The sequence below is a fragment of the Pseudomonas sp. MYb118 genome (assembly GCF_040947875.1).
Lineage (GTDB): Bacteria > Pseudomonadota > Gammaproteobacteria > Pseudomonadales > Pseudomonadaceae > Aquipseudomonas.
Genome location: NZ_JBFRXN010000004.1, coordinates 39,882 through 56,716 on the forward strand (window position 1 = coordinate 39,882; position 16,835 = coordinate 56,716).

At 60.8% G+C, this 16,835-nt stretch carries 18 protein-coding genes; 6 read left to right on the forward strand and 12 right to left on the reverse strand.

Annotated features, from left to right (window positions below; genetic code table 11):
• Positions 1-6: 6 nt before the first annotated feature.
• The 8 genes from ABVN20_RS26450 to ABVN20_RS26485 all read right to left on the reverse strand — a co-directional run bounded on the left by ABVN20_RS26450 (position 7) and on the right by ABVN20_RS26485 (position 8,502).
• Positions 7-3,306: a transporter substrate-binding domain-containing protein gene (locus ABVN20_RS26450; RefSeq protein ID WP_368558753.1), complete on the reverse strand. Its 3,300-nt coding sequence runs from the start codon at positions 3,304-3,306 to the stop codon at positions 7-9.
• Between the two features lie 8 nt (positions 3,307-3,314).
• Positions 3,315-3,941 (reverse strand): response regulator transcription factor, encoded by a 627-nt coding sequence (locus ABVN20_RS26455; RefSeq protein WP_253430281.1) that lies wholly within the window; start codon positions 3,939-3,941, stop codon positions 3,315-3,317.
• 248 nt (positions 3,942-4,189) lie between these two features.
• Positions 4,190-4,594 (reverse strand): response regulator, encoded by a 405-nt coding sequence (locus ABVN20_RS26460; RefSeq protein ID WP_368558754.1) that lies wholly within the window; start codon positions 4,592-4,594, stop codon positions 4,190-4,192.
• A 171-nt stretch (positions 4,595-4,765) separates the two neighbouring features.
• On the reverse strand, positions 4,766-6,094 hold the full coding sequence (locus ABVN20_RS26465; RefSeq protein ID WP_368558755.1) for a deoxyguanosinetriphosphate triphosphohydrolase: 1,329 nt from the start codon (positions 6,092-6,094) through the stop codon (positions 4,766-4,768).
• Between the two features lie 81 nt (positions 6,095-6,175).
• On the reverse strand, positions 6,176-7,339 hold the full coding sequence (locus ABVN20_RS26470) for an EAL domain-containing protein (RefSeq protein ID WP_368558756.1): 1,164 nt from the start codon (positions 7,337-7,339) through the stop codon (positions 6,176-6,178).
• 121 nt (positions 7,340-7,460) lie between these two features.
• Positions 7,461-7,799, reverse strand: a complete 339-nt coding sequence (locus ABVN20_RS26475) for a hypothetical protein (RefSeq protein WP_368558757.1) — start codon at positions 7,797-7,799, stop codon at positions 7,461-7,463.
• Positions 7,796-8,185 carry a phage holin family protein gene (locus ABVN20_RS26480; protein ID WP_368558758.1) on the reverse strand — a complete coding sequence of 130 codons (390 nt, stop codon included), beginning with the start codon at positions 8,183-8,185 and terminating at the stop codon, positions 7,796-7,798. The genes ABVN20_RS26475 and ABVN20_RS26480 overlap by 4 nt, the downstream gene beginning before the upstream one ends.
• Positions 8,186-8,187: 2 nt before the next feature.
• Positions 8,188-8,502, reverse strand: coding sequence for a YqjD family protein (locus tag ABVN20_RS26485; RefSeq protein ID WP_368558759.1), 315 nt, complete (start codon positions 8,500-8,502; stop codon positions 8,188-8,190).
• Positions 8,503-8,807: 305 nt separating this feature from the next.
• Between ABVN20_RS26485 and ABVN20_RS26490 the strand changes: the two genes are divergently transcribed.
• Positions 8,808-10,016 (forward strand): ammonium transporter, encoded by a 1,209-nt coding sequence (locus tag ABVN20_RS26490; protein ID WP_368558760.1) that lies wholly within the window; start codon positions 8,808-8,810, stop codon positions 10,014-10,016.
• A 1-nt stretch (position 10,017) separates the two neighbouring features.
• Here the strand turns inward: ABVN20_RS26490 and ABVN20_RS26495 are convergent, their stop codons facing one another.
• Positions 10,018-11,730: a cation:proton antiporter gene (locus tag ABVN20_RS26495; protein ID WP_368558761.1), complete on the reverse strand. Its 1,713-nt coding sequence runs from the start codon at positions 11,728-11,730 to the stop codon at positions 10,018-10,020.
• A gap of 209 nt (positions 11,731-11,939) precedes the next feature.
• Between ABVN20_RS26495 and ABVN20_RS26500 the strand changes: the two genes are divergently transcribed.
• From ABVN20_RS26500 to ABVN20_RS26510, 3 genes are all read left to right on the forward strand, one after another.
• The gene (locus tag ABVN20_RS26500) at positions 11,940-12,176 is read left to right on the forward strand and encodes a glutaredoxin family protein (RefSeq protein ID WP_368558762.1); all 237 of its coding nucleotides are present in this window, start codon (positions 11,940-11,942) and stop codon (positions 12,174-12,176) included.
• A gap of 131 nt (positions 12,177-12,307) precedes the next feature.
• The gene (locus tag ABVN20_RS26505; RefSeq protein ID WP_368559407.1) at positions 12,308-12,628 is read left to right on the forward strand and encodes a transcriptional regulator; all 321 of its coding nucleotides are present in this window, start codon (positions 12,308-12,310) and stop codon (positions 12,626-12,628) included.
• A gap of 72 nt (positions 12,629-12,700) precedes the next feature.
• Positions 12,701-13,591, forward strand: a complete 891-nt coding sequence (locus ABVN20_RS26510; RefSeq protein ID WP_368558763.1) for a pseudouridine synthase — start codon at positions 12,701-12,703, stop codon at positions 13,589-13,591.
• 58 nt (positions 13,592-13,649) lie between these two features.
• Here ABVN20_RS26510 and ABVN20_RS26515 read toward each other — a convergent pair whose 3' ends face one another.
• Positions 13,650-13,871 carry a YgdI/YgdR family lipoprotein gene (locus ABVN20_RS26515; protein WP_368558764.1) on the reverse strand — a complete coding sequence of 74 codons (222 nt, stop codon included), beginning with the start codon at positions 13,869-13,871 and terminating at the stop codon, positions 13,650-13,652.
• 77 nt (positions 13,872-13,948) lie between these two features.
• Positions 13,949-14,551, reverse strand: coding sequence for a molybdenum cofactor guanylyltransferase MobA (gene mobA / locus ABVN20_RS26520; RefSeq protein ID WP_368558765.1), 603 nt, complete (start codon positions 14,549-14,551; stop codon positions 13,949-13,951).
• An 81-nt stretch (positions 14,552-14,632) separates the two neighbouring features.
• Between mobA and moaB the strand changes: the two genes are divergently transcribed.
• Together moaB and glp are read left to right on the forward strand one after the other, a co-directional pair.
• Positions 14,633-15,172 (forward strand): molybdenum cofactor biosynthesis protein B, encoded by a 540-nt coding sequence (gene moaB / locus ABVN20_RS26525; protein ID WP_368558766.1) that lies wholly within the window; start codon positions 14,633-14,635, stop codon positions 15,170-15,172.
• On the forward strand, positions 15,156-16,382 hold the full coding sequence (gene glp, locus ABVN20_RS26530) for a gephyrin-like molybdotransferase Glp (RefSeq protein ID WP_368558767.1): 1,227 nt from the start codon (positions 15,156-15,158) through the stop codon (positions 16,380-16,382). Before moaB ends, glp begins: the two co-directional genes overlap by 17 nt.
• 53 nt (positions 16,383-16,435) lie before the next feature.
• Here the strand turns inward: glp and ABVN20_RS26535 are convergent, their stop codons facing one another.
• On the reverse strand, positions 16,436-16,744 hold the full coding sequence (locus ABVN20_RS26535; protein WP_368558768.1) for a hypothetical protein: 309 nt from the start codon (positions 16,742-16,744) through the stop codon (positions 16,436-16,438).
• Positions 16,745-16,835: the final 91 nt, after the last annotated feature.

A 16,835-nucleotide genomic window follows, 5' to 3' on the forward strand; every position in this document is an offset into this window, starting at 1 on the left:
GCATAGTTAAGGCTCCGCCATTGTGCTGTTGTCGATTCGCGCTATTTGTTGCTGCAATGCCTGTTCCAGTTCGAGCATTGCGCGCTCCAGGGTTTCGCTGCAATCGGCCACGGCTTGCCGGTCGAACGGTTCGTGGCAGGCCTGTTCGAGCAGCTCGCAGCAGTGGATCAGACGGCTGGCCTGAACGATACGCGCAGCGCCTTTGATTTTGTGTGCGATGTCGAGAAAAGACTGTCGCTCGTTCGACCCGGACAAGGCGAGCAGTGCCTGCCGATCCACGCGGTTACTGGTGAGCAGTTCGGTCAACAGCCGCAGATCCATCACCGGATTGCCTCCTGTCAGCAAGTGCAGGCTTTTGAGGCTGAAGGCCGGCGCGGTCGGTGTGATGCCGGCCACCCAGTGGCTCAGGGCACTCAATGTCAGCGGTTTGAACAGGCAGTCGTCCATCCCGGCCTGCTTGCAACGCTGCAGTTCTTCCGGCTGTGCGTTGGCGGTAAAACCGAGGAGCGTGCAACGGGGTCGCCGGGTCTGCTGTTCATGGGCACGAATGGCGCGGGCCAGTTCGTATCCATTCATGATTGGCATGTTGCAGTCGACGATCACCAGGTCGAACCGCTCGGCTTCCCAGGCCCTGAGACCCGACTCGCCCTCTTCGGCAACGCAGAACCGGTGCCCGAGGAACTCCAGTTGCTGGCACATCAGCAGGCGATTGGCCGGGTGATCGTCGACCACCAGGACGTTCAACGGCGCTGTGCTGGCGTGGATGAACGTTTCTTCGGCGGGCGCCTGGCGTTCGACGGGCAGGGTGGGCAGCAGCAGGGAAACCTGTACCTGGGTGCCGACGCCCGGCTGACTGTCCAGTTTCAGGTTGCCGCCCATCATTTCGCACAGGCTTCGGCTGATCACCAGGCCCAGCCCGGCGCCGCCCCTGCCTGACTGGCCGGTGGCATCGGCCTGGGCGAAGGGTTCGAACAGGCGCTGTTGATCCCGTTCAGTGATGCCGATGCCGCTGTCCTCGACCTGCAACAGCATCCGTATGTGCTCAGGTTGCGCGGTGGCAAGCAGTTCGAGGGTGATCCGCACCTGGCCTCGCTCGGTGAATTTGATCGCATTGCTGACCAGGTTCGACAGGACCTGTTTGAAACGCATCGGGTCCAGCAGGACATCGACTGCGGGATTGGCCGGGTTCAGTTCCACCAGCAGCTCAAGGTTTTTCTGCCGGGCCAGCCCTTCGAAAATGCGTGCCACCGACCCGACGATTTCACTCGGATTCACTCGCTCCGGGCTGAGGCTGACGCGCCCGGATTCGATCCGTGCAATGTCGAGAATGTCGCCGATCAGCTCCAGCAGATCCTTGGCCGACCTGTACGCGACATCAATGGCCGCGCGGTCCGGATGGTTGCCTTCGATGCGCTTGAGCGTGAGTTCGAGCATGCCGATGACGGCATTCATGGGCGTGCGGATCTCGTGGCTCATGGTCGCCAGGAAGGTGCTCTTTGCGCGGTTGGCTTCGTCGGCGCGCTCTTTGGCGTGGCGCAGTTGCTCGACCAGTTGGCGTCGTTCGGTCAATTGGTCGTTGAGCGCACGTTCGGCCGCCTGGCGTTGTTTGATCTGGCGACGCATGTAGGCGTTCCAGGCGGCGGACAGCAGTAACAGCACGCCGGCGCCGATCACGATCTGGTAGAACAGTCGCTGGTAGTTGCGCCAGGTGCTCTGCGAAGAGGCCGAGTAACCGCGCCAGCGGCTGTTGATGATGCCCAGTTCTTCCGGGGCGATGCTCAGCAGGGCCTTGTTGAGAATGGCGTTGAGTTCCCTGGCATCGCGCCCGGTCGCCAGGGAAAAGGCGGCCTGCCGGGTGCCGATGGTGGTACGGATCTGCAGGGTACGTTCGAACAGCCGCGATGAAATGAAATAGTTGGCGATGACCAGCGAGTTCACCGCACCTTCCGCCTTGCCCTCGGCCAGCAACTCGACGGCGCTGAAGGTGTCCGGCGTTTCGATCAGCTTGATCCGCGGGAACTCGGTGCGCAGGTATTCCAGCAATGGATGGCCCTGGGCGATGGTCAGGCGTTTACCCTCCATTTGCTCGAGGTTCGCCGGGCTGTTGCCGACCTTGCGGGTCAGCAGGACGAAGGAGTTCTGCAGGTAGGGACGGGTGAAGTTGAGCTGTGTTTCGCGTTCGGCGCTGGGCAGCAGCGCGGCGATCATGTCCGCCTTGTGGTCTTTGACCTTCTCGATCATTTCGTCGTCGCTGCGGCTGCGATGGATGTCGAAGCGCAGCCCGGTGCGCAGTCTGAGCAGTTCGAGCAGGTCGGCGGTGACCCCGCGAAAATTGCCATCGCTGTCGAAAAACGTCAGCGGGGCGAAGGCCTCGTTGACCACCACGCGCACCACCGGGTGTTGCGTCAGCCATTGTTCCTCGGCGTGGGAGAGTTGCAGCTTCTGGTCGGTGAGCAGAATGTCGCTGCCGGCACTCCAGCGCTCGGCGATGTTCTGCCGTTCGCTGGCGGGGATGGCCGTGAGCATCGCATTGATGATCCCCAGCAGCTGCGGGTTGTTCTTGTGGACGGCGAAACTGAATCCGTGGGCTTCGTGTTTGCCGAAGTTCGCCATGCGGATGTTGTTCAGGTAGCCCTTGTTGATCATGTAGTGGGTCGAGATGGTATCGCCCAGAAACACATCGGCCTGATCGAAGGCCACGGCATTGATCGCATTCTGATAGGACGGGTAGGAGGTGATGATCGCCTTGGGGTACAGGCTGCGGACTTCCTCCAGCGGCAGGTAGTGGTACACCATGCTCAGGCGCAAGTCGGCCAGGCCATCGGTCAGGGAGCGCGTTTCGCCTTCGCGGGTGACCAGCACCGGTTGGTCCACGGCGTAAGGTGCCGAGAGCACGATGTCGGCATTGTGAGCCTCGAAGCCATTGGCCGTGCCGAGCAGATCGACCTCGCCTTTTTCCAGGGCCTTGATGGCGGCGCCTCGGGAGGCAAAGCGCTGGACCTTGACTGGCAAACCGAGCGTCCTGCCCAGGATGCCCGCGTAATCGGCAGTGAACCCTTCGTAGTCCTTGCCGCTGATGGTCAGGTCGAAAGGCGGGTAGTCCGGTGCCGATGTGCCGAGGATCAGCTCTTGCCTGCCCGCGATCCATTGGCGTTGCGACGGCTCCAGTCGGACTTCCAGGGGTTTGACAGTCGAGCGACTGAGCAGCGAAAAGTGTTCGCTGGCCACATGCGCAGCAGACACCGAGGTGCTCAGGCATAAGCCTGCCGCGATGAGTGTCAGATAGTCCTTTATACGACGGGGCATCCTGTGGCTCACACCAATGCGTTACGTTTTGCCATCTCGATGAGTTCAACCAGGGATTTGGCCTTGAGTTTCTGCATCAGTCGTTTCTTATAGGTACTGACGGTCTTGTTACTCAAGAACATGCCTTTGGCGATTTCCTTGTTGGTGCGCCCCTGTGCAAAAAGTTGTAATACCATCAGTTCCCGATCATTGACGGACTTGAACAGTTCCAGCTCGGCATATCGCACATCATCCCCGCGAACCGGATTCAATGCCTGACTTGGGAAGTAGTTGTAACCCGACAATACCGCTTTTATCGCACTGACCAGTTCACTCAAGTCTTCCTGTTTGCAGACATAACCTGATGCGCCGGATTGCATGCAGCGAATACCGAACAGTGTCGGGCATTGTGCCGTCAGGACCAGTGTTTTCAATGGCGTACTCATCGCGTTGAACCGCGCAAGTACTTCGAGCCCGTCCAGCTTCGGGATGCTGATATCGAGAATGACCAGATCCGGCATGCACTCGCGAACCATCTGCATGGCATCGACCCCGTTATCGGATTCGCCGACAACTTTGTAACCTTCATGTTCCAGCAGCATTCGAACGGCAAGGCGGATGACAGGGTGATCGTCGACGATAAAAACGGAGTTCATAATCAAGTCCCATGCGAGCTCAGATAAAGCGCGCACCTTAGCTCAGATAGTTGACGGGACGCATGAACCGAGCGAGCTTAACCGGCAATATAGGAATTGTCCTACAAGTGAAAAAGAATAGGACTACGAATCAACTAGGTTTAGCGTGGGGTTGGAAAAAGTTGTTATCAGTTTGCCCATCTATTTTTTCGATCAGGGCTTTGCGAATATATATCGGTATTACAGCGGTGTTTTCCTGAGCCTGGTGTTTATGGCTTTATGGTATTCAATAAATCCCTGAATTCGGATTGTTTCAACGGTTTTATCAAGTAACCCAGCAGCGGAAGTCCGTGGGCATTAGCGGTTTTTTCCAGCCCATCAAGTTCCATGCAGGTCAGGCTGCTCAATAATATGGCCTGGCGGATCATGCCTTGATGGCTGGCGAGTTCGACCAGATCGAGGCCGGGAAGATCGGGCAAGCATTGGTCGCACAAAAGAATGTCGAAAGGTTGTACGGCAGTCAGCATTTGTTGCAAGGCCCCATGGGCACTGTCGGAAGTTGTCAGTTGGGTAAAGCCATAACTTTCCAGCAAGTATTGAGTGGCCCTTAGTTGAAAGGGGTGATCTTCCACCAGGAGGATACGTAGATCGTCTTTTATCCGGGTTTTACTCACGCTTCATCGCTCATACAGATGGGCGCCTCATTATTTCGCGAGCGTGTCGGGCAAGCGATCAGTTTGCTCGGCGTGAGGTGTAGGGCGATTCGCAGAACGCTGAGTGCAGTTGGGTGGGAGAGGGTTGATCAGCCATTCCAGGCGACGGAATGACCAATCAACCGGGTGTCATCAGTGGCTGGAACGACCGGTCATTTCCAGCGCCATTTCGCTGGCATAGCTGTCGGTCATGCCGGCGATGAAGTCGATCATGCGCAGGAACGAGGTGTGCAGCGGGCCATTGGGATCGGGCGCGTTGTTGCCCAGGAGGTCGAGAACACGGCGGCTCTTGAACGATGGCGTGCGCCCGTTGTGCTGCTCCAGCGCAGCGCCGCAGAAGGCATTGAGGAGGATTTCCAGGGTGGTGTAGGCGCCGATTTCGTGCAGTGTCTTGCGCTTGTCCTGGAAAATTTTCTTGCGGGCCATGTCTTTCGCGTTCAATACGCAGCGCTTGGCGGGGCCGTGCATGTGCTCCACCAGATCGCCGGGCAGCCTGCCGGCGAGCAATGCGTCCTGCTGCTCGACAAAGGCACGGGCGGCGGCATTGGTCAGGTGCTCGATGGCCTTGCCTCGCAGAATCGCCAGTTTTCGCCGGCGTGAATCCAGTGGGCCCAGCAGGCGATAGGTTTCCGGCAGATCGTCACCCACCAGGTCCAGCAACAGCGACTCGACTTCGGCGTACTCCAGCAACTCCATTTCCAGGCCGTCTTCGAGATCGATCAGCGCGTAGCAGATATCGTCGGCAGCCTCCATCAGGTACACCAGCGGATGGCGGGCCCAGCGCTGATCCTCGAGTTGCGGCAGGCCCAGCTTGTGGGCGATCTGCTCCAGCAGCGGCAGTTCGCTCTGATAGCAGCCGAACTTGTGTTTCTTGTAGCCCAGCGAATCGGCGTGCTTGGCCGTCCACGGGTATTTGAGGTAAGTGCCGAGGGTGGCGAAGGTCAGCCGTGTGCCGCCATCGAACTGGTGATACTCCAGTTGGGTGAGTACCCGAAAGCCCTGGGCGTTGCCCTCGAAATTGAGGAAGTCGTTGCGTTCGGCTTCGCTCATCGCGTCCAGCCAGCCACGGCCTGCGGCTTGTTGAAACCAGTGGCGGATCGCGTCTTCGCCGGAGTGCCCGAAAGGCGGGTTGCCAATGTCGTGTGCCAGACAGGCCGACTGCACCACCATGCCCAGGTCGCTGGGTTCGCACCAGTCGGGCAGGGCGCCGCGGATGGTTTCGCCGACACGCATGCCCAGCGAGCGACCGACGCAACTGACTTCCAGCGAGTGCGTCAGGCGTGTGTGGATATGATCGTTACTGGAAACCGGATGGACTTGAGTCTTGCGACCCAGGCGACGGAAAGCGCCGGAGAAAATGATGCGGTCGTGGTCTTTGTGGAAAGGGCTGCGACCCAGTTCATCCGAGCTGTGCACAGGCTTTCCGAGGCGTTCGCGAGTAAGCAGGGTATGCCAATCCAAGGCGGGGACTCTCCGTCAGGTGACTGAGCCCCTAGCTTCCCGTTTCACACCGATGCCTGCAAGCGGAACCTGCGACTGGCCTCAAAGCCCGGCCGCATCAATGTCGATGAGCAGCAACCGTTCGCCGTTGTTGAAAAACTGCCCGGCGGTCAGGCAGTACTGATTGCTGGTGGCATCGCGGTAGGTGCTGGAAAGCGTCAGTCGCCGTTCATCCCAGCCTTCTGCCAGCAAATGATAGAAGTACGGACGCCATGACCAGTTGTGTCCCAGGTAGCGATCATCGGCTTCCCAGCGCTGGTTGCGCCATTCCAGGTTCGGCGTCAATTGCGTGCCGTGGCGGTCGCATTGGTAAAAGCGCAACAGCCAGGGAAAGGCATCCAGCTGCGGCAAGGCGCTGAGTGGCGCACGCGTCTGCGCCCAGGCTTGCAGGATGGCCATCAGCTCGCAGAGTTGCTGGCGCATGAGCATCAGCCGGCCACGTTCGGCGATTTTTTGCTGGACGTAGCGTTGGCGCAGCTCGGCAAAGCGTTCGACGAACGCATCCGTGGCGAAAAAATCGGTTTGTGCCCGGGCGAACAGGTAGCCCTGTACATAACGCGAGCCGCATTCCAGGGCGAAATTCAATTGTGCTTCGGTTTCCACGCCTTCGGCGATGATCCAGCAACCGGTCTTTTCCGCCATCTGTGCGAGCGCCTTGACCACGTCGCTGCTGGGACCGCCGAGTGCGGCGGCCTGGAACAGGCGCATGTCGAGTTTGAGAATGTCCGGTTGCAGGGCCAATACGCGATCGAGTTGCGAATAACCGGCGCCGAAATCATCAATGGCAATGCGCGCACCGGCCTGGCGATAGCGCGCCACCACCTCGGCCAGACGCTGGATGTCGCCGCTCAGTTCGGTGATCTCGAAGACGATGCGCCGAGGGTCGACGCCATGCCGGCTCAACTGCTTGAGGCTCGGCAGCGCCTGGTCCGCGCGCAAGCGGTTGATCCAGCGCGGTGAGATGTTCAGGCTCAGGAACCAGTCCTGAGGTGCTTCGTGCAGGCGGCCGAGGGCGTTGTCACGGATCTGGCGATCGAGCCGGCGCAGGGCGATGGCGGGTGTTCGCGGATCGGCAAACAAGGGCCCCACGGACGCCAGTCGGCCATCGGCCTGACGCAGCCGGCCCAATGCCTCGACCCCGGCGATACGGCCAGTGGCGGTATCAATGAATGGTTGAAAGCAGGCCAGCGGTTGCCCGTCGATCACGGGGCCTCCTTAGTGGATCTTGTTTTTGGATAACCGGGATGCCGTGCGGGCACACAGGTTTGAACCTCTGGCTAAAGAGGTTCATCCCGGTGACGTTGCAAGAATGCAGCCAGATAGTGGCTCAGTGCTTGGGCGTGGAGCCCATGACCAGTTTGATCAACGGGCCCAGGGTGGTGGCCAGGCGTACCAGTCGAGTCAGGCTGCCCGTGCCGCCGCTTTTGGCACCTTTGCCGGTCAGGAAGCCCAGCAGGGTAACGGCCGCCATGCCCCAGAGCGGTGCGTGCTTGATGCCCAACCCGCCTTGCAGGTTTTGCGTCATGCCGCGCACCCGGTGCAGGGGTTGCAGCAGTTGTCTGGATTCCTGGCGGATTTCCTGGCGGTGCATTTCCATGCGCAGGCGGATCAGGGCCTTGCGCATTTCGGTGCGCGAACTGTTGCGAGGCAATTCAGGCAGGCTCATGGCAGCAGGCGCTCCCGGTCGTTGGCCAATTCTTCGAGGGTGCCATGGAAAGGCGAGGACTCATCGAAAATCGCCGCTCGCAGGCGTATCGCGCAAAAGATGCAGGCCAGCACGTAAAACACGCAAAGGGCGATGATGGCGGGCAAACGATAAGTGTCCCAGAAGATGATCATGACCAATGTCGAGAGCCCGACCAGCAGCAGCAAGGCGAACACCAGCGCCAGGCCGGCGAACAGCAGCAGGCTGACGGTGCGGGCTTTTTGCTCCTGCAGTTCGATGCCGAACAGTTCGACATGGCTGTGCAGCAATCCAAGGAAAGCGGCGCCCAGGCGCCGCGATGAGGAGCCTGGGCCCGTGGCGGTCGAGCCGGATTCGTCGATGGCCATAATCAGCGCCGGGTCGCCAGCAGACCGAGCAGGAAACCCACGCCGGCGGCAATGCCGACCGATTGCCATGGGTTGGCCTGCACGTAGTCTTCGGTGGCGGTCACGGCAGCCTGGCCACGCTCAAGCAGGGATTCTTCGGTCAGCTTCAAGGTTTCGCGGGCACGCAGCAGACTGTCGTGGATTTGTTCGCGCAATTCGTCAGCCTGATCACCTGCCAGGGTCTTGGTGTGCTCCAGCAAACGTTCGGTGTCGCTGACGAGCGTCTGAAAATCGTTCATCAGGATTTCTTGAGCAGTCTTTGCCTTGATGCTGGCCATTGGTGATCTCCGTAAGTGGCTTCTGTTGCGTTCGAGTATGAGCCTTGGGCGAAGGTTCAGTACAAATCACTGGTACGTCTTTTGCTATGTCATGGTGCGCCAGCCCGCGCGTTTGCGCTGTTGTCGGGCGTGATCCACGCCAAGCCTTATCTCAAATAATGAAAACCCGCGCAAAGGTTGCCACTTTGTGCGCCAAAGCGGTTCACCGCGATCGGAGTGTCGGTCGCCGGTGGTTTCAACTTGGTGCATGAAGGTTTCGCGCGAACCGCTTTGGTGCTTTTTTTCATTCTTCAGGTCTGCCCTCCATGGAAAATCTGCAAAGCGCTGTGGACAGTCTGGTCCATAGCTCCAACACGCTGTTCATTCTGATCGGTGCGGTCATGGTCCTGGCCATGCACGCCGGTTTCGCCTTTCTCGAAGTCGGTACGGTTCGACAGAAGAACCAGGTCAACGCCTTGTCGAAGATCCTCAGCGACTTCGCGGTCTCGACCCTGGCCTACTTCTTTATAGGCTACTGGATTTCCTATGGCACGACCTTCCTGCAACCGGCGGCCGTGCTCAATGCCGATCATGGTTACGGGCTGGTGAAGTTTTTCTTCCTGCTGACCTTTGCCGCGGCAATTCCGGCGATCATTTCCGGCGGTATCGCCGAGCGTGCCCGGTTCGTACCGCAACTGTGCGCCACGGCGTTGATCGTGGCGTTTATCTATCCCTTCTTCGAGGGCATGGTCTGGAACGGTAACTATGGCCTGCAAGCCTGGTTGCAAGAGCGCTTCGGCGCCGGCTTCCATGATTTTGCCGGCTCAGTGGTCGTACATGCCATGGGCGGCTGGCTGGCACTGGCGGCGGTGTTGCTGCTGGGGCCACGCAATGGGCGTTATCGTGACGGCAAGCTGGTGGCGTTCGCGCCGTCGAGCATCCCGTTCCTGGCCCTGGGGTCGTGGATCCTGATCGTCGGCTGGTTCGGCTTCAACGTGATGAGCGCGCAGACCCTGCAGAACGTCAGTGGCCTGGTGGCGGTGAACTCGCTGATGGCCATGGTCGGCGGCACCATGGCCGCGCTGATCGTCGGGCGCAACGACCCGGGCTTCCTGCACAACGGCCCGTTGGCCGGGCTGGTGGCGATCTGCGCCGGTTCCGACCTGATGCACCCGGTGGGGGCGCTGGTGACCGGCGCCATCGCCGGCGCGCTGTTCGTCTGGTGCTTTACCGCTGCCCAGGGTAAATGGCGCATCGATGACGTGCTGGGTGTGTGGCCATTGCACGGCCTGTGCGGCGTCTGGGGCGGTATCGCCTGTGGCATTTTCGGCCAGGCTGCGTTGGGTGGCCTGGGCGGTGTCAGCCTGGTCAGCCAGTTGATCGGTACCGCGCTGGGCGTGGTCGTTGCACTGGCCGGCGGCTTTGCCGTGTACGGGGTGATCAAGGCGCTGCACGGCCTGCGCCTGAGCCAGGAAGAAGAGTATTACGGCGCCGACCTGTCGGTGCACAAGATCGGCGCAGTCAGTCAGGATTGACTCACTTCTCGACGTCTTCGGCGCCGGGATAGAAGTCGTGGAGCAGGCGATAACGATCTCGCCGCACCTGGTCGACCCGGTCTTGCACCTGCTGCCCGGGCAGGCCCAGCATGATCAACGCATGGGAGGCGAGCATCAGGCTGGACTCCAGCAGCTCGGGCACCACTTCGCTGGCGCCCGCCGCTTTCAGTTCGGTCAACTGGCTGTCGTCGCGCGTTCGCACCAGGATCGGCACGCTGGCGTTGAATCGGCGGGCCTCCTTGAGGATCAGCAGGGCGATGTCGGCCTGGTCGACGGCGATCACCAGCAGCCGCGCGCGCTCCAGTCCAACGGCGACCAGCAGCTCGCCACGCCGCGAATCGCCATAATGCACGCAGGTTTCCCCCGTGCCGGCTTCCTGCACGCGCACCGGATCGTTGTCCAGGGCAATGTAGGGTTGCTGCGCACGGCGCAGGAAACGGCCGATGGACTGGCCGACGCGACCGTAGCCGCAAATCACCACATGGCGGTGCAGCCCGGCATTGAGCGCGCTGATTTCCTCGAGCTTGGCTTCCTCGTTGGGTTTGCGGTGCAGGCGCAGGGCGATGCGCGGCGCGGCCCGCAACAACAGCGGCGTCAGCAGCATCGAGCAGAAGGTCGCGGCCAGCAACAACCCGCCGATCTCGGCAGGCATCAACTTGTTCTGCTGCATCAGGGCCATCAACGCAAAGCAGAACTCGCCGCCCTGGGCCAGGGCCAGGCCGCTGCGCCAGGCGGTTTCCGCGTCGCTGCCACGCCATTTGACCAGCAGCGCAACCACACAACCCTTGATCAGCAACAACCCCAGCGTCAGGCCGAGTATCAGCAGGCTGTGGCTGGCGAACAGTTGCAGGTCGATGAGCATGCCGATGCTGACGAAGAACACCCCGAGCAGGATGTCGCGAAACGGGCGGATGTCGGCCTCGATCTGATGGCGATAATGGCTTTCCCCCAGCAGCATGCCGGCCAGAAAGGCGCCCAGGGCCGGGGAGAGACCGAGCAGATGGGTCAGCCACGCCGTCAGCAGCACGATCACCAGGGCCAGCAGCACGAACAGTTCTGCCGAGCGGGCGGCCGCGACTTCATGGAACAGGCGCGGCAGCAGCCAGCGACTGGCCAGCAGCAGGCCGAAGAACAGCACCACGGTCTTGCCCAGCGTCACCGGCAAGGCCCAGTACCAGGCCTGATCGCTGCTGCCGGCGAAGACCGGCACCAGGGTCAGCAGCAACACCGCCACCACGTCCTGGAACAGCAGCACGGCGATGGCGTTCTGGCCGTGGCTGCTGAAGATCTCGCCGAGACTGCCCAGCTCCTTGCTGACAATGGCCGTGGACGACAGCGACAGCCCGGCGCCGAGCAGCAGGGCGGGGGTGGCCGGCAATCCGTACAGCATCAACAGCCCGCCCAGCACAATCGCGGTGCCCAGTACTTGCTGGCTGCCCAGGCGAAACACCACCTTGCGCAGCGCGATCATCTTCGACAGGGAAAACTCCAGCCCCAGAGTAAACAGCAGGAACACCACGCCCAGCTCGGCGAGGTCGGGCAGATCTTCGCTTTCATTGACCCAGTTGAATGCCGTGGGTCCGATCAACAGCCCGACACACAGGTAACCCAGCACCGGCGGCAGGCGCAGGCGCTGGAACAGGGCAATCACCACCAGGGACGAGGCGAGAATGATCAGTAGATTGGCGAACACTGGAATCTCCGGAAGCGATCGCTGGCCATTCCAGCGTAGCGGCAAAAAAGCCGCGAGGATCACGCAATTGATAGCAAAGCCGGGTGACGTGTGTCAGCCGTTGGCTCGATTCCTGTGCGTGCTTGCTCCTGCGCAGGTTCGGGGTGGTCGCTCGACTGCGTTTGATCCCGGGCCTAGAATGAACGCCTATTTTTCCGGGTCCTGCACTCATGCCTCCTGAATGTCAGCTGTTCGGCACCCTGGGGTGCCACCTATGTGAGCTTGCCGAAGAAGAACTGATGCCCCTGGTCGAGCACGGTTTGCTGGTGGAGCTGGTCGACATCGCGGAAAACGAAGACTGGGTCGAAGACTACGGTTTGCGTATTCCGGTGTTGCGCCGCCTGGATACGGGGGCCGAACTCGATTGGCCGTTCGACGCCGATCAGGTGGTGGCTTTCCTGCGCTGAATCTTGCGCCAGCATTGGCGAAGGATGGATTATTCGGTTACTGTATGTTCATACAGTTAGCTGGGTTGCCCGTCCTGTTGTTCTCCCTCGCGGTTCTGGACAGGTGACCCCGCAAGTCAGAGGGATGAATGTTGGTCAATGTCGAACAATTGAAGAGCAGCGTGAACCTGATGTCGGTGGACGTCGTGCGTGAGGCTGTCAGCGAATTGCGCCTGGATGGCCTGGTCACCGAAGGCAAGACGCCCTTCAGCAAGGTGCATTTCAATACCTGTTTCGCCGAAATCGAAGCCTTGTTCCAGCGTGCCGGTTATCACCGCCAACTGGATGTCGTCGGTTATCAGGGGCTGTTGTATGCGCTGTATGATCCGACGCGCTGGGAAGCGGTCGATGTGCTGCGCTGGCTCAAGGAGTACACCGAGGCGGCGGCCACTACACAGTCGATCACCGCCTGAGGATTCTTCTCTAGGCCCGATCCGGGCAGTGCTGGATAATGCCGGCCTGCATTGAGGGTTAGAGCGTTTTGTATGTCCACTTCAGCATTTAGCGCCGCGCACAGTCAGGCCAGCACACTGTACCTGCCCCCAGGGCCATGGCTGACCGTACTCGATTGTCTGTGTGATCACTTCAGCGCCATTGGCCGTGAACAATGGCTGGACAGGATCGCGCGCGGTCGCGTCCTCGATGGGCAGGGGGTGCCCATCGCTCCTGACCTGGCGTACAGGGAAGGCCTGCGCATTCATTACTTTCGTGAGGTCCCGGACGAGAAACCGATCCCGGTGACGGAGTCGATCCTGTATGCCGACGAGCATCTGGTGGTGGCGGACAAGCCGCACTTCCTGCCCGTGACCCCCGCGGGCGAGTACGTGGAGCAGACGCTGCTGCGCCGTCTGATCCGCCGTCTGGATAACCCGCATCTCGTTCCCTTGCATCGCATTGACCGGCACACGGCCGGCCTGGTGTTGTTCTCTGCCAATCCGCAGAGCCGGTCCGCCTATCAGTCGTTGTTTCCGACCCGGCAGATCGAAAAACGCTACGAGGCGATCGCCCGGGCCTTGCCGCAGTTGACGTTTCCCCTGGTGCACAAAAGTCGCCTGGTCGATGGCGAACCCTTCTTCCGCATGCAGGAAGGTCCGGGCGTCTGCAACAGCGAGACGGCGGTCGAAGTCAGGGAGAAGAACGGTGATCTCTGGCGTTACGGGCTCTACCCGGTGACCGGCAAGAAACATCAGTTGCGGGTGCACATGACGGCGCTGGGCGCCAGCATCTGCAACGACCCGTTCTACCCGGACGTGCTCAAGGACGCAGAGGACGACTACGCCAACCCCTTGAAGCTGCTCGCCCAGGGGTTGCGGTTCATCGACCCGGTGACCGGGGAGCCGCGAGACTTTGCAAGCGCACTCACCCTGCAATGGTGAGGTGATCTTTGAGGCATGAAAAAGCCCGCATGACGCGGGCTTTTTCTATCCGATGCTCTTACAACTCTTTAACGGTACGAACCTGGTCCTTGTTGACGCGGTTTTGCTTGCCGTCCAGTTGTTCAAACTCGTAGAAGCCGGATTCGTCGTCGTACTTGGGCGTGTCGACGGTCTGGATTTCGCGACCGTCGTTCAAGGTGATCACGTTTGGCGATGAGCAACCGGCCAGAGTCGCGAGGCCCAGTGCGAGCAGGCAGGTGGCGAGGATCCGTTGAGTCATGAGTGTATCTCCGATGGAAAATCTTCTGGGTACTGAGCGTGAGACGTATACAACGAGCGCAAGTTCCTTGGCTAGCGTCAATCTGCCACGCCGTCATGCGCGCTGAGCAGATCCGGCGTGTTGAGATTGGCCAGGCGCGGGTCGTTGTCGGGGCATTGCAGGGCCGTGGCGCCGAGTGTGCGCATGATGCGGCCCGGGCTGCGCTCACCGTCCTGCCAGGCACTTTCGAACGTATCGCGCAGGGCCACGGGAATGACACTGAGCAAGGGCTCCCAGTGTTCCCCATGGCGCAGCATCAAGGGTTTGTCTGGATGCTGGCTGGCGGTCTCGAGCATGTCGTGCAGCAGCGCGGCGTCGATACGCGGTACATCGCAGGGCAAGACCATCAGGTAGCGATGATGGGCGACCTGCAAACCCGCCCGGATACCGGCCAGAGGTCCGGGGAATGCTCCGTCGTCGTCATGCACCAGCCGGTCGGCGTAGGGCGCGTACTTTTCCAGGTTCCGATTGCAGGAGATGATCAGGTCATCGGTCAGCGGGCGGGTCTTGCGGTGAAGGTGTGCGATCAGTGGCTCGCCGTGCCATTCGATCAACCCCTTGTCCCGGCCGCCCATGCGTTGGCCGCGTCCACCCGCCAGCAGCAGGATGGAGCAGGGGGGCAACGGTGTGTTCGAGGTCATGACGGGTCTCCATGGGAGCGGCGGAAAAAGGGAGCGCTGTGATATAACACCGGGCTGTTTCTCCTACAACTGGATGCGCCAATGAAAGCCAAGGCAGAAGTACCTTTTGCGCCGTTGAACATCGCGGTGCTGACGGTCAGCGACACCCGTACCCTGGAAACCGACACGTCGGGCCAGGTCTTCGTTGATCGCTTGAGCGAAGCCGGCCATAACCTGGCCGCTCGGGTTCTGCTCAAAGATGATCTCTACAAAATCCGCGCACAAGTCGCCACCTGGATTGCTGAGGACGTGGTACAGGTGGTGCTGATCACCGGCGGCACCGGATTCACCGGCCGCGACAGCACGCCTGAAGCCGTGAGCTGCCTGCTGGACAAGCAGGTCGATGGCTTTGGCGAACTGTTCCGCCAGATCTCGGTGGCGGACATTGGCACTTCCACCGTGCAATCCCGCGCCCTGGCCGGCCTCGCCAACGGCACGCTGGTCTGCTGCCTGCCGGGTTCGACCAACGCGGTGCGCACCGGTTGGGACGGCATCCTGGCCGAGCAACTGGATTCCCGGCATCGGCCCTGCAATTTTGTGCCCCATCTGAAACAGGCGGCACCCTGTGAATCCCGTGGGTAAGCCGGGCAAGACCGGCAGCCTGATGCCGCTCGAGGTGGCATGGGCGCGCTTGCTGGAAATGGCCGAAGCCGCACCGATCGTCGAGCGGGAGCGTTTGCCGTTGGCGCAGGTACAGGGACGGGTGCTGGCCGAGGATCTGGTTTCGACGCTCGATCTGCCGCCGTGGCCCAACAGCGCAATGGACGGTTACGCCTTGAACTCGGCCGACTGGAGCGGCGAGCCGTTGCCGGTCAGTCAGAAAATTTTTGCGGGGACTGCTCCGCAGCCCTTGAAGCCCGGAACCTGTGCGCGAATCTTCACCGGTGCACCTGTTCCCGCAGGCGCCGACTGCGTCGAGATGCAGGAAAACACCGAAGTACTGGCCGATGATCGAGTCCGCTTCACCGAAACCCTGACGCCGGGGCAGAACATCCGTCCGCAAGGCCAGGAAACCACGGTGGGTGAGCAGGTCCTGGCCGCCGGCACACGCCTTGGGCCGATCGAGCAGGGGCTGGCGGCGTCCCTGGGGTGCGCGGAACTGGACGTGATTCGCAAGGTGCGCGTTGCGGTACTGTCCACTGGCGATGAACTGGTTGAACCGGGACAGCCACTGGGCCCTGGCCAGATCTACAACAGCAATCGGGTGGTGCTGTGCAGCTGGTTGCAGCGCATGGGTTGCGAAGTGATCGACGCGGGCATTCTTCCCGACAACCTTGAAATGACTCGCGCCCGCTTGGGCGAGTTGAAGGATGTCGACCTGATCCTGTCTACCGGTGGCGTATCGGTAGGTGAAGCCGACTTCCTGGGTATCGCGCTGCGCGAAGAGGGCGAACTCTCCCTGTGGAAACTCGCGATCAAGCCGGGCAAACCGCTGACGTTCGGACATTTTCGGGGTGTTCCGGTGATCGGGTTGCCCGGTAATCCGGCGTCGACCCTGGTGACCTTTGCACTGTTGGCGAGGCCCTATCTCCTGCGCCGCCAAGGCGTGACAACGCTCGAACCGTTGAAATTCCAGGTGCCGGCAGGATTTGCCTGGCCCAAGGCCGGTCAGCGACGCGAATACTTGCGTGGGCGTCTGGAGAACGGCCGGGCGATCATCTACAAGAACCAGAGTTCGGGAGTCCTGCGCAGTGCTGCGTGGGCGGATGGCCTTGTGGAAGTCCTGGAAGATCGAACGCTGGAGGAAGGTGACAGCGTTGGTTTCATCCCGTTGAGCGAAGTTCTGGATTGATTGGGCGTGTGCGCGAGACCCGGTTCATCGAGCCGGGTTTCGCGTGACCATTCCTAATGGACGACGAGCGCCACCAACTGATCGAAACGGCTGTTGGCGATCCACCCCAGGAGCCCCAGGACCACGGCCGTTCCGCCGGTTGCATACGCGAGCCTGTGCTTGATGGACCTCACATCGCCACGCACTTCTTCCATGTCGCGGCGGATGTACTTGAGGTGTGTTTCGAGTTCAACGACACGAGGTTCCATTTCAACTTCTCCAGTGGATTTTGCGCTGTCTTTCAGTTCGGTTTGATAGAGGCCCCGCATCTCTGCGAGCGCTGCTGCCGGAGTGCCCGGTGCCCTGGTGTCATGGCTTTGCATGGTACGTCCTTGTGGTGCTGCTGATGACTGAACAACCTGATCATCAAGTTGTACTAATCACCCTCGTGGGTCAATTGAGCCGATTCCTCAC